Below are 20402 nucleotides of genomic sequence, written 5' to 3' on the forward strand. Positions count from 1 at the left end.
GACCACCTCGAGCAAGCCCGCGCCGACGTACTCGCGTTCACCGCGTTCCCGAAGGAGATCTGGCGACAGATCTGGTCCAACAACCCCCAAGAACGGCTGAACCGCGAGATCCGCCGCCGCACCGACGTGGTCGGCATCTTCCCAGCCCGAGACGCACTGATCCGCCTCGTCGGCGCCGTGCTCGCCGAGCAACACGACGACTGGATCGAGGGCCGCCGCTACCTCGGCCTCGACGTCCTCGCCAAGTCCCGACTCGCCCTCATCGAGACCACAGAGGAGACCACCACAAACACCGACATCCCGGCGCTCAGCGCCTAACCAACCAGAGGATCACGCGACACAACCGGTACACCACTCCGCTGGACTTGACCTCATGCACTCACGCATCAGGTATAAGTAGCCGGCTGGTTAGCCGTCGAGTAGGTCAGCCCACCCCGGGTACTGCTCGCAGAGCAATTCGATGTGCTGGCGGAAGGCGACGGCGGGCGGGGACAGGTGTCGGCGCTTGTTCCACGTCAGGCCCACTTCCCGGATGGCGTGCGGGGATTTGATGGCGATCGTGCGGACCCGAGGGTTGACGCTGGTGTCCGAGGGCAGGACCGCGAGTCCGAAGCCGCTACCGACGTAGTCGCGCACGGTGCGGGCGTTGTCGGCCATCATCACGATCTTGGGCGCGAAGTCCGCGTCGGCGAACAGGGCGTCAGTGTTGCGGTGGAAGCGCTGGTCGAGGGAGACGAACTCCTCATCGACCACTTCGGAGAGATGCACTTCCCGTCGTTCGGCCAGTCGATGGTGTGCCGGCACAACGAGAACGAGAGCTTGCCGTCCCATGTGCAGCCATCCGAAGTCCGCGTCGGGTCGCGGTGCGACGAGTGCCATGTCGAGTTCGCACGCAGTGAGGTCGTCGAGCAGTTCGTCGATGGGCGCTTGCTTGTGCCGGAACTGCATGTCGCTGTGCTGCGCACGGAAGGAGGAAACCGCCCTGCTATTTCAGCTCGGCTGAGGTCTTGCCGAGCAACCTGCGGGCGACGATCAGTTGTTGGATTTGTTGGGTGCCTTCGAAGAGCGTCTCGTGCTTGGCAACTGCAGGCGCCGCGCGCTGCAGGAGGTCGTGGTAGATCGCGCCAGCCGGGGTGGCTACGCCACCCTGACAACCGTCTTGCCCGCCCCCGGAGCTATCTGTTCGGCGATCATGCGCGGCACGTCGTCGAAGCCGTAGACCTTGCCCACGGGTGTCGTGATCGCTCCGCGCTCCGCGAGACCCCGCAGGTGGTCCCACACGGCGGCCTCCTTTTCGGCGTCGTCGTCGCCGGTCGCGAGCACGCCGACCGCCGTGTAGTTCCGCAGCAGCATGTCCATCGAGTCGAGCGAAACAGGCGCCCCGCTCGCGAGGCCGATCATGGCGATACGCCCGTTGCGGGCGATGCTCCTGAGGGCCGTGGCAGCGGTGTCGCCCCCAACCGGATCGTAGATCAGGTCTACTCCACGCCCCTCCGTGATCTCAGCGATCCGGGCCGTCATGTCGTCGGTGCGGTAGTTCACGCCGTGGTCCGCGCCGTTACGTGTACAGAAGTTCAGCTTCTCCTGACTTCCGGCGATCGCGATCACCGTCGCTCCCAGCGCCTTGCCGAGTTGCACCGCCGTGGCGCCGCTGCTGCCCGCGGCGCCCAGAACGAGCAGGGTCTGCCCAGCCTCGACCGGGGCGCGCTCGACGAGGCCCGCATACGCCGTGCGGAAGCCGATCGGAAAGCCGCCGGCCTGTTCGTCCGTCATGCCCACCGGGATACGCATGGCCGACATCTCGCGCACGTAGGCGTACTCGGCGTATCCGCCCCACCCCTCCAAGAACGCCGTAATGCCCGCCACCTGATCGCCGACCGCAAACCGTGAACCCGGCGGTACGGCGACCACTTCCCCTGCGACTTCCTCGCCTAGGCCGAAGGGAGGTTCACCAAGCAGCGGGAAATGGCCCGCCGTCATCAGCACATCGGGCAGCCCCGCGCCCGCGGTTCGCGTCCGGATCAGCACCTGCCCCGGCGACGGCTCGCGCCAGGTCATCTCCTGAAGTTCGACCGCTGCCTTCGGATCGCCGAATCTCACCACACGCCACGCACGACCAGAGAACATCTCATCCCTCTCGAATCAACTCGTCACAACCTCGAACAGATGACGTCACAGGGCCCAGCCTGCCACCGGAAACCTGTCCCGCCGGCGTCTCCGCAGGTACTGGCTGCTCGACTACGCCCCGACAATGGGCTTCGCCGGGCGGCCTCCCTGAGCGACGGAGCTCAGCGACGGGTCAGGCTGGTGAGGGCGACGGCGATGTCGGGAGTCGTCTCCCGTGTCTGGGGGCTACGTGACCCTGGGGACTGGTCACCAATCTGTCCTATTCCGTGCGAAGGACGGCTCCGACCGCCGGCGGACATTCGTGCTGGCAACACTCCTCGCCGGAGGCTGAGTTGGAGTCGACCACGTCTTGATCGACCCAGTTCTAAGTCCGGACACCACCCCGCCGTGTGACACTCGAGGGGTCGCCCCGGGGCACCAGTCGCTTCAGAGTTCGCCGCCGAGCGCGTCGGCGAGCCGGTCTGGGGTCAGGCCGAGGCGGAACAGCAGCTCCGAGTCCGCGTCGTTGTCAGGGTCGATCCGATCTGGCAGCTGGCCTGCAATCGAATCGGCAACATCGGGTCCGTAGGCGCGGCGAATGACCGCAAGCGCCTCGGCCTTCGTCAGTATCGCCATGGTATGTAAGACCGGACGCCACCGCGTTCTGTGACAACGGACAGCCCACGAACATCCTTCAGGGTCTTGCGTGTTTGGTGGTCGGGGTCTGGTCTGCGGCTATCAGGCTGCTGAGGAGGGCGAGTTTCTCGGCCGACTGGGTGCCGGGGTCGGCGTGGTAGACGAAGAGCGTCATGCGGTCGGTGTCGGGGATCGGCAGCTTTTCGTAGCTCAGCGCCCAGTCGGCGGAACGTCTCCAGAGCTGCTGCGAGGACGGGTTTGGCGTCGTTGATCCGCCGTTGCCGGCGCGGCCATTCCCCATAGTCGAGCCGCAACTGGGCCCGCTCGAACGGCCACCGCTCTCCGGCGGGGTCGGCCAGAGCCTTGGCGAAGTGGGCCTCGGCGTGCACGGGTTCGGCGAGGAGCCCGCGAGCACGGGCGGCGAGCTGGTGCACCCGCGCACCGCTTGTCCCCTCGACCGACACCAGCGCGTGCTCGATCAGTGTTCGCGTTTCGAGCCGACGCTCGGCCCGCACCGCGGCGGCGGCGAGGTCAGCGATGGCCAGGTAGGACACGTGGTGGTGCAGCGGTACGTTCGTCAGCAGTCCAGCGCGCCCGTGAGCTGCGGCTGGTGTCATCCGGCCGCGCGTGAGCCCTCGAGGCGATACACCCGCTGCCCGTTCCCGCCTCGAGGGTCCACGGAATGAACTCGCGCAGCAGCGGACTGTCGGTGAGTACGACGCCGGCGAGGTGCTGATGAACCTGCATCATGTCGCCGTCAGATTATTTGCTGATCGCAACGGGAGGAGCGCCCCGGCCAAAGCTCGGTCCGGGGCGCTTGGTGCCGTAGTACTCAGTCGAGGAGCCGGAGTTCGTCGGCGTAGGAGACGGAGGTCCGGCGGAGGACGCCGGACTTGACGGAGTACTGGCCCATGCGCCAGAGCGGGGGGCTGTAGGCGTGGATGGTGACGGAGCCATTGTCGAGGCCGGTGAGGCGGTGGATGTGGTCGGGGCCGAAGTTGTAGACGTCGCCGGCGGTGACCTCGGTCTCGATCGAGGCGGTGCCGATGGCCAGGTTGTGCTCGACCAGCTTGCCGCGGGCGACCGTGACGGCGCCCGAGGAGACGTCGTGGTCGTGCCAGCCGGTGTCGTTCACCGGGGTCCAGCAGATCAACCAGCTGTCGACGTTCGCGTCGCGGTGCAGCGAGGCGAAGACGCGCTCCTCGTCGCTGTACGCGACCCTGTCGTCCCACAGGTGCGGCTGAGCCGCGATCGACGCGGCGAGCTCGGACAGCTCGCGCGGTACGAGATCCCGGCCCGGGAGGTCGTCCAGCGACGGAGTGCCGTTCAGCTCCAAGAGTCGGTGGGCCTGGCGCGCCGGAACGACGGGGACGTCGGTTGCCGGCTGAGCGCAGCAGCATCAGCACCACGAAGATGACGGCGAGGTCACCGCAGAAATCCCGGACGGCGACGGTCGCGACCTGCGATCTCCTGGCGGTGCTCGTTCCGCCGTTGAAGAGAGCGCATGTAGGCAGCCGTTCCGATGATCAGTAAAGCGGCATCGTTCGCCTTGATCCACCCGGCGAGGTTCCTTCCCTTGCTCTCGCGTCGCGATTCCGGCCGGGTCGTGTTCTTCGCTCGGACCGCGTCGATGACGTCCTCGGCCCGCTTCGTGATTTCGGACAGGGTGCTGAGCCGCTCGGAAAACCGCTTCATGGCGGGCTCCTTTCTCTCTTTGTGGGGTTGTGCCGAACTGTTCGTACGTGCCGAGAACGTTAGGTCTGGTCCGATGGGCGTGGTCGGCTCCTGATGCTCACGTCTCGGCGTTTTGTGCACGCCGCGCCGATGGTCGTCGGCGGGGGGACCAGCACGTTGGCCACGCCTGCGAGTCGCCGCACGAAAAGCCGAGACGCTGAGCATCATCTGCAGACCACGCTGGGCAAGGCGTAGCTACGGTCATTCGCAGAAGCCCCCAGCGTCACGATCGCGCCGCGGGACGGGCCGCACCGCTTACGGGACACTAGAGTCGCCGCGCGGGTGTTCGCGCGCTGCGGAGTCCAAGACGGCCCCATCGTCTGGCATGCCTTGTACTAGGGCTGTGACCTCCGGGGTACACGAGCACCTTGACCGCAGCCGCCACGGGTATTGCCATGATCGCGCCGACCACGCCGAACAGGCTGCCGCCGATCAGGGCGACCAGCAAAACCGCGGCAGAAGACATGTTGACGGTGTTGCGCAGCACACGCGGTGCGATCAAGTAGTTCTCGGCCTGCTGGTAGAGGATGAAGAAGATCAGCACTATGACGGTCCTCGGCCAGATGCCCACGGCGAAGAGCGAGACGACCAGACATATCACCGCGCCGAGCGTTGCCCCGACCATGGGGATCAAGTCAGCGATCGCGACCGCAGCCGCGAGCGGCAGGGCGAACGGAACCCCCACCAGCGTGAGACAGACATATGCCGCCACGCCGGCGATCAGCGAGATGGTGAGGTTGCCGATCATGTAACCGCCGACCTTCTCGACCACGACATCTGTGATCTCTGCGACCCGACGGCGGCGGCTGGGAAACAACCTGGGCAGTCCCTCTCGGACACGTGGGAGGTCAGCCATGAAGTACACCGTCAGGACGAGCACGGTGATGGTGGACGCGGCCGTTCCGATGAGGCTGCGGACGAAGCCGATGGCGCCACCGGCGAGCTTGGCTGGAATCCCGGCGACCAGGGCGCTCAACCGGTCGGTGAGGTCGTACCGGTCGGTGATCTCGCGTACCACCTTCGACTCGTCGGAAAGCGTGCGGAGGTAGCCCGGCAGGTCGGCGAGGAGCATGCCGGTCTGGTTGACGATCGCCGGTACGACCGACCACATGAAACCCGCAACCATCACAACAACGACCAGGGAGATGATGGTGACGGCGGTCGAGCGGCGCAGCCCCAGCCTCAGCCTCAGCAGCCATTGCACCGCCGGATCGAGGCTTACCGCGAGGAACAACGCGATGAGGACCAGCACGAGAATGCTGCGTATGGTGTAGAGACCGTAGGCGCAGAGCAGCACCGTCAGCACGCCGAGCGTGCCCACTGCCGCCCAGCGGAACACCGCGGCGGACGATCCGCGCGCGGTCTTCGTGGTCGGTCGGGTCGTTACGCGAGTGCTGACCTCGGCGCGTGACTCGGTCTCAGTACGGTCGTCCATGACTTCCTCCGCGGGCATCTGCAGGCGCTGTGGCTGCCGGTCACGGCAGCCACAGTAGGAGCCCTGCGACCTTCTCGAATCACGGAAATCCCTGGTCATACAGCTGTTCCGGCCGCGCTGAAGCGTGGAAACCTCGCGCTGCGGAAGCTACGGGATCTGGTGATTCGATCGATCCGCTCCGGCTCATACGTTTGTCGGCAACCGAGATCCGCACGGTGCGGGTTCGCGATGCATGGGAGTTCACAAATGACCAATGACGAACTGCAGTTGAACGTTGCCGACGAGCTGTTCTGGGATCCCAAGGTCGACAACGAGGCGATCGCAGTGTCCGCCAAGGAGGGCACGATCACGCTGCGCGGCACGGTCGGCAGTTTCCGGCAGAAGAGGGAGGCCAAGAAGGCGGCTGAGCGGGTGTACGGCGTCGTGGCCGTGGACAACGAACTGGAGGTGCGAATCCTCAACGAGCAACGGCGCGATGACGCTGACCTCCGCGGCGATGTGCTGCAGGCGCTCCTGCTCGACTCGCTCGTACCGAGCACCGTTGACGCCACCGTCAAGGACGGTTTCGTGACGCTCACCGGCTCCGTGGACTGGCAGTACCAGCGCGCGGAGGCCGCGTTCGTCGCCGGAAACATTCTCGGCGTCATCGGTGTCGAGAACGACATCTTCCTGCAGAGCCCCACGCCTTGGCCCAGCGACGTCAAGGACTCGATCAAGAAGGCCATGGAGCGCGATGCCAAGGTCGACGCGGACAACATCCAGGTCGAGACCGCGAACGGCGAGGCGACTCTGACCGGAAACGTGCGCTCGTTTGCCGAGCATGACGCGGCGGTCGCCGCGGCTTGGGCTGCTCCGGGCGTGACCGACGTCGACGACCGGCTGACCATCTTCTACTAGGCACACCCTGAGTCCTGAAGCAGTCGCGCCACCGGTCGATCACGGGGGGCGTCACCAATCGATGGTGTTCAGGCCTTCGCACCGCCATCTGGCTTGACGCCACGTCAGGCCAGATGGCCGTGTCCGCTCACCACATACCTTTGTCAAAGGAGCGTTCCATGTCCATCTCCAACTCATTGCTCTGGCGCGGGCTGCTGGCGATCGTGCTCGGCGTCGTCTCGGTGGCGTGGCCCAATGTCACAGTCGGCGCCCTGGTCATCCTGTTTGCCGTGTACGCGTTCATCGCAGCCGCATGGGATGCGGTCCGGGCGTTCAGCAGCGACCGTGCCGGACCTGTGCTCGGGTGGCTCCTGCTTTCCCTCCTCTCGCTCGCCGCAGGGATCGTCGCACTTGCGTGGCCCGGCATCACCGCACTTGTGCTGGCCGTGTACGTGGGGGTCTGGGCCGTTGTCACCGGCATCGTCGAGATGGTGATGACCTTCCAGGGCAGCAAGACGGCCGGCGAGCGCGCCCTGTGGATGTTGAGCGGACTCGTTTCGGTCGCACTCGGAGTCGTGCTCTTCATCCGGCCCGACATCGGCGCGGTTTCCCTGGCCACGGTGTTCGGTTTGTACGCCATCTTCTATGGAGTGTCGGCCGTGGTTTTGTCGATCCACCTCCGGAAGACAGGCGACGACGCTGATCTCCAGGTGGTCAACGCCGCGGCCTGAGACCGTTGCGACGCACAGTCCGGCCTCCGCCAAGTACCGGGTCCACCCCGAGGCGAGGCCGGCCTGTGGCGATCAGGTCACCGGTCTCGTCGACCACCACCAACTGTTTCGCTCGGCGCTCCGGGCGCGGCTCCGGGAGGAGTAACCCTGCTGTCGCGCTACGGCGGGCTTCGGCCGGCGCACCATGGCCCTGGTTACGGCGCCCAAGTCCCGGCCTGAACGTTGTGCACCCGCACAGCGCGACGCGTGCCACGCTGGTTCTTGTTGCCCACGACAACGGGACAAACCCAACCCAGGAACGCGGCCATGCCGAAGCCGGCATAGCTGCTGATCGAGGAGCGGTCAAAGTGATCACGGTTGTATGGGCGCCGAGCGGCGCAGAAGGTGGAGATTCGCGCCTGGTGACCGGTGCAGAGCTGGGCCGGCTCAAGCCATCGGTGGATTCCCGGTGAACGTCGTCGGCCCGGACGGCTGGTGAGACGACCGGCAGCCGCCGACCTCGTGGGGCGCTCGGCCGAACTGGAACTGATCGACTCCACGCTCGACGGACATGGTCGCCTCGGCCCGGGCCTGCTGATCCGCGGCCACCCGGGTATGGGGAAGACAGCGTTGCTGGACGCCGCAGCCGCACGAGCCGCGTCCGCCGGAGCGCGAGTACTGCAGGTCTCCGGCGTCGCGTTCGAGTCCGACATCAGCCTCTCGGCGATACACCAAATGCTCTATCCGCTCCGCGACCACGTTGACGAGCTTGCCGGTCACCACCGTGACACCCTCCACCAGATCTTCGATCTCGCGCCGGAACCGTCACCGCACCCGCTGGCGGCTTCGACCGCTGTGCTGGCCATGCTGAGCAAGCTCGCTGAGGAACGCCCGCTGGTGGTACTCGCCGACGACCTGCCGTGGATCGACCAAGCGAGCGCGACCGCGCTGGGGTTCGCCGCGCGACGCATCGGCTACGACCCGATCGTGTTCTTGGCCGCCGCACGGATCAGCGCCGATGGCTTCTGCGACCGGGTCGGGCTTCCTGAACGTGTGCTCGGGCCACTGGCGGCGAAGCCGGCGGCGAAGCTACTGGACCTTCTGTGGCCCGGGCTGGCGCCGAGCGTACGGCGCCGGCTGCTGGCCGAGGCCGACGGCAACCCGCTCGCGCTGCGGGAGTTGCCGGCCGCACTAACCCACCGGCAGCGCTCGGGCCAGAACTCGCTACCGAGATTCCTGCCCGTTTCCGGGCGGTTGGAGGCGACCGCCATGGCAGCGTACGGGAGACTGCCGGCACCGACCCGGACGATGCTGTTGCTGGCCGCGCTCGACGACAGGGCAGGCCTGACCACAATAGGGGCGGCAGCGCAGGGCCGCGCAGGCATCGACGATCTGACTGCGGCGCAGCAGGCGGCCATGGTCCATGTCGATCCGGCCGCCGACCGCATCACGTTTGACCATCCGCTGATCCGCTCAGCGATTGTCCACGTGACACCGGCAGGTGAACGCCGGGCGGCGCACCAGGCCCTCGCCGCCGCGCTGGCCGGCGACCCGATGTGCCGGGCGTGGCATCTGGCCGAGGCTGCGACCGGACCGGACGAGGCGGTGGCACGGGCGCTGGACGAGGCGGCTTTGTCCGCCTGGCGGCGCGGCCACTCGTCCGTCGCCGCGGCTCGAGCGTCGGGCGGGAGCGGCGCCAACGAGCACGGGCGAGTCGGTGCGTCCGCCGCGGTGACCGCGCTAGTACGGGCAGGCGAACTCAGCCCGCAACCGGCTGACCGTTCGCGGCGGCTCGTCGATGCCGCATACCTCGCCACCATCACCGGTCAACTCGACCAAGTGGACCGGTTGCTGGCCGACGCCGGGCATACGCCAGACACCCCGACCGGGCTGGTCTTCGCGGCCACCGCCCACCTCCACACAAACGATCAGGGCGACGTCGATACCGCCTACCGGCTGCTGGCCCGGGCACTGGACGACGTCACCGACACCACCAAGACGACCAACTGGGACTACCACGCGATCCTGTACTCGCTGCTGCTCGTCTGCCTTTACACGCTCCGACCCGAGCCGTGGGAGCTCCTGAACAAGGCACTGGCCCGCTTCGATCCCGACACGGTCACGGCGTTTCAGTTGTGTCACGACGCGTACGTCGACCCCACCCACACCTCCGACGACATCCGAGCGGGCCTCGCCCGCGCCTTCGAGGATCTGCCTCCCGACCCCGCACCCTGGCAACTGATCCCGCTGGCCTTCGCGGCCGTAGCGATGGACGCGATGTCGGACTACCGCCACGTGGTCCGGCAGATGATCGACCGGGAACGTGACGGCGGTGCGATCGCCATGGTCATTCCCGGATTGATGCTGCTCAGCCACGACTCCCATGTGCACGGACAGTGGGACGAGGCCGGGAAGCTGGCGGATGAGGGGCTGGACCTGGCCACCGCCTACGGCTACCACTTCTGGGAGGCTCAGATTCGCGCCCTGCAGGCAGCAGCCGCGGCTCGTCGCGGCGATGTGGACCTCGCCCTGGCCCGCAGCAAACAGACCACGACCTGGGCCACGCCACGCCGCGTCGAGGTCGCCCGGGCCTACGCCCAGTCGGCTCGACGCCTCGCGGCCATCGGCCAAGGCGACTTCGAGGAGGCTCATCTGCAAATCTCCCAGATCGATGCCCTTGGCGCCCCCAGCCCCGGCGTCCCGGGGCGATGGGTGATCCTGGACCTGGTCGAGGCCGCGGTCCACACCGGCCACACCGACCAGGCCCGCCGCCACGTCGCCGCCGCCCAACACGCCGGCATCGCCCGCATCGGCCCGCGCATCGCGCTGATCACCGCCGGCGCCGCCGCGATCGCCGCCGACGAGACCGAAGCCGGGCCCCTGTTCGAAGCCGCCCTGGATCTGCCCGAAGCCGACCGGTGGCCATGGGAACTCGCACGCATCCACCTCGCCTACGGACGGTGGCTGCGCCACACCCGCGACACCACCCGCGCCCGCCCGCACCTACGCACCGCCCTCGAGACCTTCGAACGAATCGGCGCCAAGGCGATGGCACAGCAGGCCCGCAACGAGTTGCGCGCCACCGGCCTCGCCACTACCAGCCGCCCCAACGCCCCGACGATCCCCCTGACCGCGCAGGAACGCCAGATCGCCGAACTGGCCGCCACCGGCCTGACCAACAAGCAGATCGGTGCACGGCTCTTCCTGTCCCACCGCACCGTCGGCTCGCACCTGCATCGCTTGTACCCCAAGCTCGGTATCGCATCACGCACCGCCCTCCACTCCGCCTTGGAGACCATCACACCCGCCAAGAACGGTCATACCGCGAAGACGGCATCCCCAACCGAAGATCAAGACGACCACAATCTGGCTCGGGCACGCGGGTGTGAACCTCGGTGAATCGGCAGCCGGAATGCCCGCAGGCGTGCCCCCATCTGAGTTCAGTGGGCGAGACCGCGCGCCACGACTCCGGGCTCGTCTGAACGTCTGTGCGGTGACCGCAGTCACGTGCAAGGATCATGCATGTGGGTGAAGAAGTCTCATCACGCGAGCCGACACCCGACGAGGGCTTGCGCAGCGTACTGGAGCGCTTCGACGTGGGAGTCGTCGTACGCCGGATGATGCTGGGCTACCGTCAACTCCCGGCGTACACCCGCTTCGACCTCCTGCAGGACCATACGTCGTGGGTGCGGTGGAACGTCGATCTCCTGCTTCGCTGGATGATGCACGGGACGCCCCCGGATGAGTACGTGCTGTCCGAGCTGCGTGAGTTCGTTCGTGGTCGCGCGGTGGCCGGCCAGCCGATCGAGGACGGCATCCTTGTCTATCGCCGCGGTACCCGCATGCTGTGGGACGCGCTGCTGGACCTCTGCCGCGATGTCGACCGTGCGCTGCTTGTCGCGAATGCCGACAGCATGTGGAGTTACCTGGACCGGTACCTGGACATCGTCGTGGACATGTTCGCCCAGGTCTACGCGGACCAGGAAGACATGCCGTCCACAGCCGGCGACCGCCGCGCCAGTGCGCTGTTCGACCGGCTGTGCGCCGCCGAGTTGCCGATCACCATTGAGGACTCGGATCGGGCCGCCCGGCTCCATTTCGATCTCTCGTCGCCGTTCTGCCCGTTCACGGCGGAGCTTGCGGGCGGTTCGGTGGCAAATCACGCCGCCCTCGCCGCGCGGTTGCGCGACACGGCCGCGCTTGCCTTTACGGAAGGCATCCGGGTCACCGGGCTGACCCCGCCTGAGTTCGCCTGGGCAGGATTCCTCGCCGACTCTCGGCTGGTACTGGCGCAGGACCCGCCAACGCTCAGGAACCGTCTCAGTCCGGCGGTCGACAGCCTCCGGGCCCTGACGCTGATAGCTACCGACTCCCCGCGCCGGGGACGTGTCTCGGCGGAGGACTTCGGACCCCAGCTTCTGCTGGCGGATTCGCCCGCACTGGCAGACCGGATCACCGAGCGGGTGTTCGGCCGGCTCATCGGGGCCGACACGGTAGACCTCGCGACCACCTTGCGCAGCTTGGGCGCCCACGGGTTCGACGGGACGGCGACCGCCGCCGCGCTCCCGGTGCACCGCAACACGCTGCTGCACCGCCTTAACCGGATCGAGAAGCTGACCGGCCTCAACCTCAAGGAGCAGCAAGACCGCAGCCTCGTCCTGCTCGCCTGCATGTGGGAAAGCAGCCCGGTACGCCGCCGGCTGGCCTCAGCTGAGGGCAGCGTCTGAGCACGCCGACGCCAGAGATGCCGACCGCGACTGGGATTGCAGCCAGCAGGTAGCAGTGCGTTTCCAGCTGCCCTCCCCGCCTAACGAGGGCTGGCGTCGATGGCGTCGATTCCCTCCGAGGCCATGCTGAGCACAGGCAATCGCGTGGACCGTCGCAGCGCCCAAGTCCCGCGCTCAACGTTGTGCACCCGCACGACCCGACGCGCGCCACGCGTGGCTCTGCAGATCGGCGCACGGCTCTTCCTGTCCCACCGCATCGTCGGCTCGCACCTACGCTTGTATCCCAAGCTCGGTATCGCATCACGCGCCGCCCTTCGCGCCTTGGAGACCATCACACCCGCCAAGAACGGTCATACCGCGAAGACGGCGTCCCCGACTGAAAATCAAGACGACCCACCAACCTGGTTCGGAAACACAGGTTGAACGGGCCATTGGGGCGCCGCATCCGGGTTCAGCGTGGCCCGATCGGCAATTTGCGTCGCGCGACGGTCAGATGACCGACGACTCAGCGTCGTTGGGTTGCGGACGATGGATGACATCGGCAGACGCCCACGAACGACAAGGTTGAGCATGCGAAGCACGGGAACGCGCCAGGCATCACGGATGCGATCGATTTCACCACTGCCGGTCGGTCCCACCTCGCCCGCGATTGTCCCTGGTGTCGGATCAACGAGCCACCGCGACGAGCGTGCGGCCCTCGATCAGGTGCTGGCAAACGCTTGCGACGGAGTTGGCGGCGCGCTCGTCTTGCGGGGAGAGCAAGAAAGCGGCAAGACCTCGCTGCTGGCGTACATCGTCGAGCGCGCCGCCGAATTGCGCGTCGCTCCGTCGGCGGGTGTCCAACCAGAGCTGGAACTCAGGTTCGCGGCGCTGCATGGCCTGCTTACGCCGTTCCTGTCACACCTGGACCGCCTTCCCGGACCCCAGCGAGATGCCCTTGGTGCGGCATTCGGACTGGTCGCCGCGCCGACTCCGGAACGGTTCCTGGTCGGTCTGGCCGTCTTGACCCTGCTGACCGAGGCGGCGGAAGACCGGCCGGTGCTGGTGGTCGTCGATGACGCGCAGTGGCTTGACGAGGCGACGGCGGACGTGCTCGCTTTCGTGGCGCGGCGGCTCATCACCACGCCGGTCGCCTTCATCATCGCTGTACGCGAACCGACCGCCCGCGTTCGTTCCCTTGACGGACTCCCGTCCCTGCACCTGCCGACGATCCCCCGACGCCACGAATCGGCCTCACCGGAGTCCGGACTCACCAGCCGGCTGACCGCCGGACACTGCGCTCTGACGATGCTCGACCTTGGGTATGGGCGCTATCAGGAGGCACTCGGCCGCGCGCTGGAGATCTTCCACGACGACCCTCCAGAGCTCGGTACTCAGAACCTGCCCGATCTGATCGAGGCGGCTGTCCGGAGCGGCAACAGGGACGCGGCGGTATCCGCACTCGAGCGGCTCTCCGAGCGGACACAATCCAGCGGAACCCACCTGGCCTTTGGGTTGCTCGCCCGCTCGCGGGCGCTGCTGATCGACGACGGGGAGGCTCTTTACCGAGTGGCGATAGAGCACTTGCAGCAAGCCGATGCCCGTGTGGACCTGGCCCGCGCCCACCTCCTCTACGGCGAATGGCTACGCCGCCGGCGTCGCCGCCGAGACGCCCGCGAGCAGCTGCGCGCTGCCCAGGAGTTGTTCGAGGCCAGCGGCCTTGCGGCTTTCGCGCACCGTGCCTCAGTGGAGCTCCATGCGACCAGCGAGGCCGCTCGCCATCGCAATGGTCAGGCCGACGATGGGCTCACTCCGCAGGAAGCGGAGATCGCCCGGCTGGTCGCCGAGGGCTCGTCGAACCGCCAGGTCGCGACACAGTTGTTCATCAGCCAGCACACCGTCGAGTATCACCTGCGGAAGGTTTTCCGCAAGATCGGTGTCAGCACCCGCACCCAGCTCGCCCGGGCCATACTCGATCGATCTCGCGCCGATGAGACGCCGGCCGCTGCCACCGCATAGCGCTCTCTCGGCTAGCGGCCGGAGGCTGTGCGGAGTTGGCCGACCGCGAGCGGCCGAAGCAGCCTCCGGGCGACGATCAGTTGTTGGATCTGCTGGGTGCCTTCGAAGATGCCGAGGATCTTGGTGTCGCTATCCGTGAGCTAGACGGCAGATGGAGGACGCGGGGCTGCCGTCAGGCGTCGCGGAAGCGTAGGGCGACGGCAGCGGTGACGGTAGAGACAGCGGCGTAGAGGGCGACCACGCCTAGACCGCGCCACGGTGAGATCGGCAGCGCGTCGAGTCGCAGGGTGGCCTGGACGGACAACCCGGCAGTCATCGGCGACACCTGCTGGATCCATTCGCGCCAGCGTGGGTCGGAGACAGCGATCGTGATGACAGGCGCCAGGTAGAGAAGTCCGAGGACGAGCGTCACCGTGCCACCCGTGTGCCGGACGACGAAACCGATGCCGAGAGCAATGATTGCCACCAGCGCCAAGTAGAGCACGGTGCCGCCATATGCGCGCAGCGTCGGTCCGTCGCCGAGGGACAGTGGCCGATAACCACCGGCTGCCGTAAATCCGCCGCGCGCAAGGATTTCCCGGCCCGTCACCAGCGAGCCGAGGACGCTGACGACCGAGATCAGTAGCACCACGGGGGCAAGCACCGCGGCCTTTGCCGCGAGGACGGTCAGACGGCGCGGGCAGGCGGCCAGAGTGGTGCGGATCATGCCGGCTTCGTACTCCGCGGTGACCGCGAGCACCGCCAGAACGACCACGGCAGCCTGGCCGATGTACAACCCGGACAGGCTGAGCTTGGTCAGGTCGAAGTCGCACGACTGGTCGGAGCGCTCGCAGTCCGGCGGCGTGAGATCCCAGCTGACCAGCGCGCCGACCGCCGTGGTCATGACAACGACCGCGAGCAGCGTCCAACCGGTGCTCGGTACGGTGCGCAGCTTCGTCCACTCGGCCCGCAGGGCTCTTCCGGCGAGCTGCATCAGGCGTCCCTGCGGGTGAGCTGCCAGTACGCGAGGCCGAGTGCGGCGACGGCGTACGCGCACATCACGCCCAGGCCGGCCCACGGGCCGATCACCTGCCCGGTCTCGATGGTCTGCTGCACCGCCAGCCCGGCCACCGGCGAGAGCCTGCTGACCCAGATGTCGGCCTCAGGCGAGATCGTCGGCACGATGATCTGCGGCAGTACGACCAGCGCGATGACGAACACGATCGCTCCAGTGGTACGCCGTCGAACCGCCGCGATGCCGAGGCTGAACAGCGCGACGAGCGCCAAGTAGATGGCTGTGCCCACCACCGCGCGCGCCGTGATGCCGTCCGTCAGCGAGACGTGCGGGTACGCCGGTGGGTTGTAGCCGCCGTCATGCAGCCCGGGCTGCGCCAGCAAGAACGCGGCCACACTCGCGATCAGCCCGGCGACGAACACCACCCCGGCGAGTACGACGGCCTTGGCAGCCAGCACGTGCCCACGCCGGGGGGAGGCGGCCAGCGTGGTCCGGATCAGCCCGGTCCGGTACTCGGCGGTCATGAACAGGACGCCGAGCGCGATGATCGCGATCATCCCGAGACGTACGCCGAACAGGCTGAGCATGACCACGTCGTCGTCACCCGGCGAGCGCCAGCTATCGACGCCGTACCCAGCGATGTCACCCGACCCGGTCACCGTGAACGTCCCGCCTGACCGGGTGAGCCCATCGACGGCGCCGACCACCGGGTTCAGCTTGGTCGGCACGTTGGAGATGCTCTGGCCAACCCAGTCCGGTGCAGCGCCGGCACCCGTCACGGTCACGCTGTCGAAGGTCGCCGTACCGACTGTCGACGCGACGGTGATCGCCGAACCGCCACCGGTCCGTGTCGTCACGTACTTCGGCGGTGACGCGACGAACAGCCCGATCTCGGCGTCCCGGGGCAGAGCCACGGTCACGGTGCCGACCTGCTGCCAGATCTGACCGTCAGCCGACTCGAATCCCGTGACGGTGTTGCCGGTCCGAGTCAGCTTCAGCCACCGCGGCTCTGCGACCGCCGCGCCGGCCAGATCGGTGTCGAAGTTCGCCTGCAGCCGAACCCCATGGTCAGGGGTCACCATGACCGCGGCGTACGGCGATCCCGGCGCGAGTCCGGCCTTGACCAGCAGTCCGGCCTTCGCCCACTCGTGGCTGTCCAACTGGCTGATGACCCGAGCGACGACCGCGCCATCACCGTTGAGCGGCGTGTGCACGAAGTAGGCCTGGTCCGAGTATCGCGGCCCTTCGTTCGCGTCCGTCGATCCGGCGGTCGACCCGAGCAGCTCGAGCAACACCGTCACGGCGACCGCGGCGAACAGGCACAACGCCGTACTGCGGACCGACCTGAACTTCGTCCACTCGCCGCGCAGGACCTGCAGGAAAGTGCTCATCACGCCTCCCGCGACCTCACGTGAGCGGCGAACTCGACCGCATCCCTGGTCAGGTCCATGTACGCCTCCTCCAGCGAGGCCCGGTGGGCCGCGATCTCGGAGAACGCCAGTCCGCTCTCGTTCAGCAGCTTGATGACGCGCTCGGACGTCAGCCCGGTCACCGTCACCCGGTCGTGGTCGGTCGCCGCCACCACGGCGCCGGCGTTCGCGAGGAGGGTCATCGCCGCAGTGCGCTCCGTCGTACGCAACGCGACCCGGTCCGCCGACGCGGCGGCCAGCAGTTCGCGCACCGTCGTGTCCGCGATCACCCGGCCACGGCCGATGACGATGAGGTGGTCCGCACTGCCCTCGAGCTCCCCCATCAGGTGACTGGACACCAACACCGCCCGCCCCTCACCCGCTAGTGACCGCAGTAGTCCGCGGATCCACACGATGCCTTCCGGGTCGAGCCCGTTCACCGGCTCGTCGAACAACAGCACCGGCGGGTCCCCGAGCAGCGCGCCGGCAATCCCGAGTCGTTGCCGCATCCCGAGTGAGAACCCACCTGCCCGGCGCCGCGCCACCTCCGCGAGTCCCACCAGGTCCAGGACCTCGTCCACCCGCCGGGCCGGCAAGCCGTTGTACTGCGCCATCCAGAGCAGGTGGTCGCGGGCCTTCCGGGCGGGATGTACGGCGCCCGCATCGAGCAGCGCACCCACCTCGCGCAACGGATCGCCGAGATCCCGGTAGCGGCGCCCACCGACCAGCGCGCTCCCACCGTCCGGTGCGTCCAGCCCGAGGATCATCCGCATCGTCGTCGACTTGCCGGCACCGTTCGGCCCGACGAAGCCGGTGACCTGGCCGGGCGGGACGGTGAACGACAGACCGTCCACAGCAACTGTGGCGCCGTACCTCTTGCGCAGTTCGTGCACCTCGACGGTGTTCATGTTCTGGGACGCTACGGTCGGCTGGGGCAGGTGTCGTCACCCAGCAGAACCGTGTTCCGTCCCCCACGCGAGGTACGGCCGCGGGGTGATGTGGGTGGGGCTGTCCCGGGTGGACAATGCTGTCGTGAGTCAGGGCCGCGAGCTGACCGAACGGGTGCTTCTCGCCACCCGCAGGATCGGCGGCACCCGCGACGCGATGCTGGTCGCCGCCGCCGTCCTCGCCCTGCTCGCCGTCATAGAGGCCGGGAACCGTGGCGACCAAACAGGCATGGACCTCGGTACGTTGCTGCTGCTCGGCCTGATGGCGACCGCGCCGCTGGCCTTGCTGGCGGCGCAGCCGGTCGCGGTGACGCTGGCCATTACCCTGGCCAACGCGATTCTGCTCGGCGGCGACGAGCCGCTGTTCGTCGCGGGCGTACTGGCCCAACTGCTCGCTCTCTACTGGCTTGGGCGGAACCGCCCACGCAAGATCGCACTGCCGTTCTTGCTTCCGTTCGTGCTGTTCGCCTTCGGCCGACCAGACGCGGGCACCACGCTGTTGCTGGTCCTGATGGCCACCGCCGTCCTACTCGGTGCGGCCGTCCGGGATCGCGGCGACGCGGTCGCGAACGCCGCAGCCAGCAGGGCTACCGCCGACACCCTGCTGGAGCACGCGGCCCGAGGCGAGCGGGCCCGGATCGCCCGCGAGTTGCACGACGTGGTCGCGCACCACATCTCGATGATCGCGATCCAGGCCGAGACAGCCAGGCTGACCACCCCGGGCCTTCCGCCGGACGGCGCGAAACGGCTGTTGGCGATCGGCGACACCGCCCGGACGGCGCTGACCGAGATGCGGCGGCTGTTGGGCGTACTGCGCGAGGATGTCGGTCCGCCGGCCGATGGTCCGGTCCGCGCGCCACAGCCCGGGCTGGAGCAGCTCAACGCGCTCGTCGACGAGGCCCGGGCGTCCGGCGGTACCGGTACCCGGCTGATCGTGCGGGGCACGGTGAAGCCACTCGACCCGGGCGTACAGCTGACGGCGTACCGGATCGTGCAGGAGGCGCTCACCAACGCGCGTCGGCACGCACCCGGTGCGGCCGTCGACGTCGAACTCGACTACACGGCAACGGCGTTACTGGTCCGGGTTCGCGACAACGGACCGGGGCCTGACGCCCCACTCGACGGCAGTGGCGGCAGCGGCAGCGGTCATGGCCTGCTGGGCATGCGCGAGCGGGCCGGGATGGTCGGTGGCACCGTGGTTGTCGGCCGATCCGCGGGTGGCGGCTGCCTGGTCGAGGCCGTACTGCCGATCCCGGCGGTCGAACAGTGATCAGGATCGTCGTGGTGGACGACCAGGAGGTGGTCCGGGCCGGCTTCGGCGCGCTCCTGCACACCCAGCCCGACTTCCTCGTCGACGGTACGGCGGCCGACGGCGCCGCCGCGGTCGCACTATGCCGCCAACGCCGCCCGGACGTAGTCCTGATGGACGTCCGGATGCCGGTCCTGGACGGCATCGAGGCGACCCGACAGATCCTCGCGGACGACGGTCCCGACGACGGACCACGGATCCTGATGCTGACCACCTTCGACCTCGACGAGCACGTGTACGACGCCTTGGCCGCGGGCGCGAGCGGGTTCCTGCTCAAGGACGTGACCGCAGAACGCCTCTTCGACGCCGTCCGGGTGATCGCGGCCGGCGGCGGCCTGCTGGCGCCAAGCGTGACCCGCCGCCTGATCGCGGAGTTCGTCCGGCAGCGACCGCACGCGCCCACGACCAATACCGTTGCCCTCAGCAACCTCACCCCTCGCGAGATCGAGGTGCTCGCCCTGATCGCCGAGGGCTTGTCCAACCCGGAGATCGCCATCCGGCTGACCGTCAGCGACGAAACCGTCAAGACGCACGTCAGCCGCCTACTCGCCAAACTTCGCCTACGCGACCGCACCCAAGCAGTAATCGCCGCCTACGAATCCGGCCTCGTCACCCCCGGCACTCCCGGCCACTGAATCCTGGCCCGATCCGCTCGCACACGCAGGGCGGCACCATGGAAACCTCGTCACCATGACCACTCAGCTTGATTTACGCGTCGCCTGACCAAACCAAGGTCGCCATCATCACCGGCGGCGGGCCCGCAACCACCCTCCTCGGGACGCCCGGTCACACTCCCGTGGGACCGGGCGAACGGCGCGCCGCGAAGATGTCGGGATTTTGGTACCGCCCGCACCGCCCGTCAGCAGCGCGACTCTGCCCCCGCCGGCGGGGTTCTGCTGCAGTGACATCAGATCGAGCGTGCGACGGACGCCAGCATGCGGTTGGCGTCCCGGAGAACCACGTCCCAGGCGTCCTTCAGCGCCTCGACGCACACCGTCACCGTGACGTTGTGGATCGAGTCGACCCCAGTCATCGTCGTACACCGGCCGACGATCGAGATGACTGCGCCGTTCTTCGCGAACCGGCCCGAGAAGTCCATCCGCGCCTGGCCTGCGATGTTCGAGTTCGCCGGGCTGAGGCTCTTGACAGGGTTCATCCGGACAGCGGTCAGGCCGTCGGCCTCGACCAACCGCCGCGTGACCAACCTCACGGCGGTGGTCGCCGGGTAGCCGATTGGGTTCACCAAGACGATGACCACGCCGTGTTGGTCGGGGAAGCGACGTCGACCGAGTACTTCGTCGTTCTGCGGTCCTCGCGCCACCCACTCGCCGGGTTCACGTACACGTCGTCGTACACCTGGATGCCCTGATCGATGTCCCGCAGCGTCCGACGGCGCTCCGGCGTCGGACTGGGCGTCGGGGTCGGGGTCGGTTCAGGCGTGTACGACGGCGGTGCCGTGGGCGGCAGTTGGACCGGACGGCTGGATGCTGCCCTGCGCAATATTGGCTACCCTTACCCCGT

At 67.9% G+C, this 20402-nt stretch carries 19 protein-coding genes and 1 pseudogene; 8 read left to right on the forward strand and 12 right to left on the reverse strand.

Annotation, left to right across the window (positions count from 1 at the left end; all coding sequences use genetic code 11):
• On the forward strand, positions 1-318 hold a 318-nt coding region (locus ACFPJ1_RS01560; RefSeq protein ID WP_380100946.1), incomplete at its 5' end, for a transposase.
• Between the two features lie 90 nt (positions 319-408).
• Here ACFPJ1_RS01560 and ACFPJ1_RS01565 read toward each other — a convergent pair.
• The 7 genes and pseudogenes from ACFPJ1_RS01565 to ACFPJ1_RS01595 form a co-directional block, all read right to left on the reverse strand.
• A pseudogene (locus tag ACFPJ1_RS01565) lies at positions 409-972 on the reverse strand (LysR substrate-binding domain-containing protein); the annotation flags it as partial.
• A 165-nt stretch (positions 973-1137) separates the two neighbouring features.
• A complete protein-coding gene (locus tag ACFPJ1_RS01570) occupies positions 1138-2127 on the reverse strand; it encodes an NADPH:quinone oxidoreductase family protein (RefSeq protein ID WP_380100947.1) in 990 nt (329 codons plus the stop codon).
• A gap of 426 nt (positions 2128-2553) precedes the next feature.
• Entirely contained in the window at positions 2554-2742 is a 189-nt protein-coding gene (locus ACFPJ1_RS01575; RefSeq protein ID WP_380100948.1) for a hypothetical protein, read from the reverse strand.
• A 58-nt stretch (positions 2743-2800) separates the two neighbouring features.
• Positions 2801-3043, reverse strand: coding sequence for a hypothetical protein (locus ACFPJ1_RS01580; RefSeq protein WP_380100949.1), 243 nt, complete (start codon positions 3041-3043; stop codon positions 2801-2803).
• A 531-nt stretch (positions 3044-3574) separates the two neighbouring features.
• Complete coding sequence (locus ACFPJ1_RS01585) at positions 3575-4078, reverse strand: cysteine dioxygenase (protein ID WP_380100950.1); 504 nt, start codon at positions 4076-4078, stop codon at positions 3575-3577.
• Between the two features lie 89 nt (positions 4079-4167).
• Positions 4168-4437, reverse strand: coding sequence for a hypothetical protein (locus ACFPJ1_RS01590; RefSeq protein WP_380100951.1), 270 nt, complete (start codon positions 4435-4437; stop codon positions 4168-4170).
• 304 nt (positions 4438-4741) lie between these two features.
• Positions 4742-5911 carry an AI-2E family transporter gene (locus tag ACFPJ1_RS01595; protein WP_380100952.1) on the reverse strand — a complete coding sequence of 390 codons (1170 nt, stop codon included), beginning with the start codon at positions 5909-5911 and terminating at the stop codon, positions 4742-4744.
• Between the two features lie 246 nt (positions 5912-6157).
• Here ACFPJ1_RS01595 and ACFPJ1_RS01600 point away from each other — a divergent pair, with 246 nt between their 5' ends.
• The 5 genes from ACFPJ1_RS01600 (at position 6158) to ACFPJ1_RS01620 (ending at position 14222) form a co-directional block, all read left to right on the forward strand.
• The gene (locus ACFPJ1_RS01600) at positions 6158-6808 is read left to right on the forward strand and encodes a BON domain-containing protein (RefSeq protein ID WP_380100953.1); all 651 of its coding nucleotides are present in this window, start codon (positions 6158-6160) and stop codon (positions 6806-6808) included.
• A 158-nt stretch (positions 6809-6966) separates the two neighbouring features.
• On the forward strand, positions 6967-7518 hold the full coding sequence (locus ACFPJ1_RS01605) for an HdeD family acid-resistance protein (protein WP_380100954.1): 552 nt from the start codon (positions 6967-6969) through the stop codon (positions 7516-7518).
• 474 nt (positions 7519-7992) lie between these two features.
• The gene (locus ACFPJ1_RS01610) at positions 7993-10896 is read left to right on the forward strand and encodes an AAA family ATPase (protein WP_380100955.1); all 2904 of its coding nucleotides are present in this window, start codon (positions 7993-7995) and stop codon (positions 10894-10896) included.
• Between the two features lie 125 nt (positions 10897-11021).
• On the forward strand, positions 11022-12224 hold the full coding sequence (locus ACFPJ1_RS01615; protein ID WP_380100956.1) for a PucR family transcriptional regulator: 1203 nt from the start codon (positions 11022-11024) through the stop codon (positions 12222-12224).
• A gap of 603 nt (positions 12225-12827) precedes the next feature.
• On the forward strand, positions 12828-14222 hold the full coding sequence (locus ACFPJ1_RS01620; protein WP_380100957.1) for a helix-turn-helix transcriptional regulator: 1395 nt from the start codon (positions 12828-12830) through the stop codon (positions 14220-14222).
• A gap of 172 nt (positions 14223-14394) precedes the next feature.
• Here ACFPJ1_RS01620 and ACFPJ1_RS01625 read toward each other — a convergent pair whose 3' ends face one another.
• The 3 genes from ACFPJ1_RS01625 to ACFPJ1_RS01635 are packed head-to-tail and all read right to left on the reverse strand — an operon-like array spanning position 14395 to position 17533.
• On the reverse strand, positions 14395-15195 hold the full coding sequence (locus ACFPJ1_RS01625; RefSeq protein ID WP_380100958.1) for an ABC transporter permease: 801 nt from the start codon (positions 15193-15195) through the stop codon (positions 14395-14397).
• Positions 15195-16607: an ABC transporter permease subunit gene (locus ACFPJ1_RS01630; RefSeq protein WP_380100959.1), complete on the reverse strand. Its 1413-nt coding sequence runs from the start codon at positions 16605-16607 to the stop codon at positions 15195-15197. The genes ACFPJ1_RS01625 and ACFPJ1_RS01630 overlap by 1 nt, the downstream gene beginning before the upstream one ends.
• A complete protein-coding gene (locus ACFPJ1_RS01635) occupies positions 16607-17533 on the reverse strand; it encodes an ABC transporter ATP-binding protein (RefSeq protein WP_380100960.1) in 927 nt (308 codons plus the stop codon). The genes ACFPJ1_RS01630 and ACFPJ1_RS01635 overlap by 1 nt, the downstream gene beginning before the upstream one ends.
• 124 nt (positions 17534-17657) lie before the next feature.
• Here ACFPJ1_RS01635 and ACFPJ1_RS01640 point away from each other — a divergent pair, with 124 nt between their 5' ends.
• Together ACFPJ1_RS01640 and ACFPJ1_RS01645 are read left to right on the forward strand one after the other, a co-directional pair.
• Positions 17658-18842: a sensor histidine kinase gene (locus tag ACFPJ1_RS01640; RefSeq protein WP_380100961.1), complete on the forward strand. Its 1185-nt coding sequence runs from the start codon at positions 17658-17660 to the stop codon at positions 18840-18842.
• A gap of 14 nt (positions 18843-18856) precedes the next feature.
• Positions 18857-19516, forward strand: coding sequence for a response regulator (locus ACFPJ1_RS01645; protein ID WP_380100962.1), 660 nt, complete (start codon positions 18857-18859; stop codon positions 19514-19516).
• Between the two features lie 272 nt (positions 19517-19788).
• On the opposite strand, the gene ACFPJ1_RS01650 is transcribed toward ACFPJ1_RS01645, so the two are convergent.
• On the reverse strand, positions 19789-20139 hold the full coding sequence (locus ACFPJ1_RS01650) for a hypothetical protein (RefSeq protein WP_380100963.1): 351 nt from the start codon (positions 20137-20139) through the stop codon (positions 19789-19791).
• Complete coding sequence (locus tag ACFPJ1_RS01655) at positions 20121-20381, reverse strand: hypothetical protein (protein ID WP_380100964.1); 261 nt, start codon at positions 20379-20381, stop codon at positions 20121-20123. Before ACFPJ1_RS01655 ends, ACFPJ1_RS01650 begins: the two co-directional genes overlap by 19 nt.
• Positions 20382-20402 lie beyond the last annotated feature (21 nt).

Origin of the sequence: Kribbella qitaiheensis (assembly GCF_042657745.1) — a bacterium.
In the GTDB taxonomy this organism is placed as follows: Bacteria; Actinomycetota; Actinomycetes; order Propionibacteriales; family Kribbellaceae; genus Kribbella; species Kribbella qitaiheensis.

Coding starts and splice junctions, on each gene's coding strand:
- ACFPJ1_RS01570 (WP_380100947.1), bottom strand. CDS start 2,127: ATGTTCTCTGGTCGTGCGTGGCGTGTGGTGAGATTCGGCGATCCGAAG.
- ACFPJ1_RS01575 (WP_380100948.1), bottom strand. CDS start 2,742: ATGGCGATACTGACGAAGGCCGAGGCGCTTGCGGTCATTCGCCGCGCC.
- ACFPJ1_RS01580 (WP_380100949.1), bottom strand. CDS start 3,043: ATGGGGAATGGCCGCGCCGGCAACGGCGGATCAACGACGCCAAACCCG.
- ACFPJ1_RS01590 (WP_380100951.1), bottom strand. CDS start 4,437: ATGAAGCGGTTTTCCGAGCGGCTCAGCACCCTGTCCGAAATCACGAAG.
- ACFPJ1_RS01595 (WP_380100952.1), bottom strand. CDS start 5,911: ATGGACGACCGTACTGAGACCGAGTCACGCGCCGAGGTCAGCACTCGC.
- ACFPJ1_RS01600 (WP_380100953.1), top strand. CDS start 6,158: ATGACCAATGACGAACTGCAGTTGAACGTTGCCGACGAGCTGTTCTGG.
- ACFPJ1_RS01605 (WP_380100954.1), top strand. CDS start 6,967: ATGTCCATCTCCAACTCATTGCTCTGGCGCGGGCTGCTGGCGATCGTG.
- ACFPJ1_RS01620 (WP_380100957.1), top strand. CDS start 12,828: ATGCGATCGATTTCACCACTGCCGGTCGGTCCCACCTCGCCCGCGATT.
- ACFPJ1_RS01625 (WP_380100958.1), bottom strand. CDS start 15,195: ATGCAGCTCGCCGGAAGAGCCCTGCGGGCCGAGTGGACGAAGCTGCGC.
- ACFPJ1_RS01630 (WP_380100959.1), bottom strand. CDS start 16,607: ATGAGCACTTTCCTGCAGGTCCTGCGCGGCGAGTGGACGAAGTTCAGG.
- ACFPJ1_RS01635 (WP_380100960.1), bottom strand. CDS start 17,533: ATGAACACCGTCGAGGTGCACGAACTGCGCAAGAGGTACGGCGCCACA.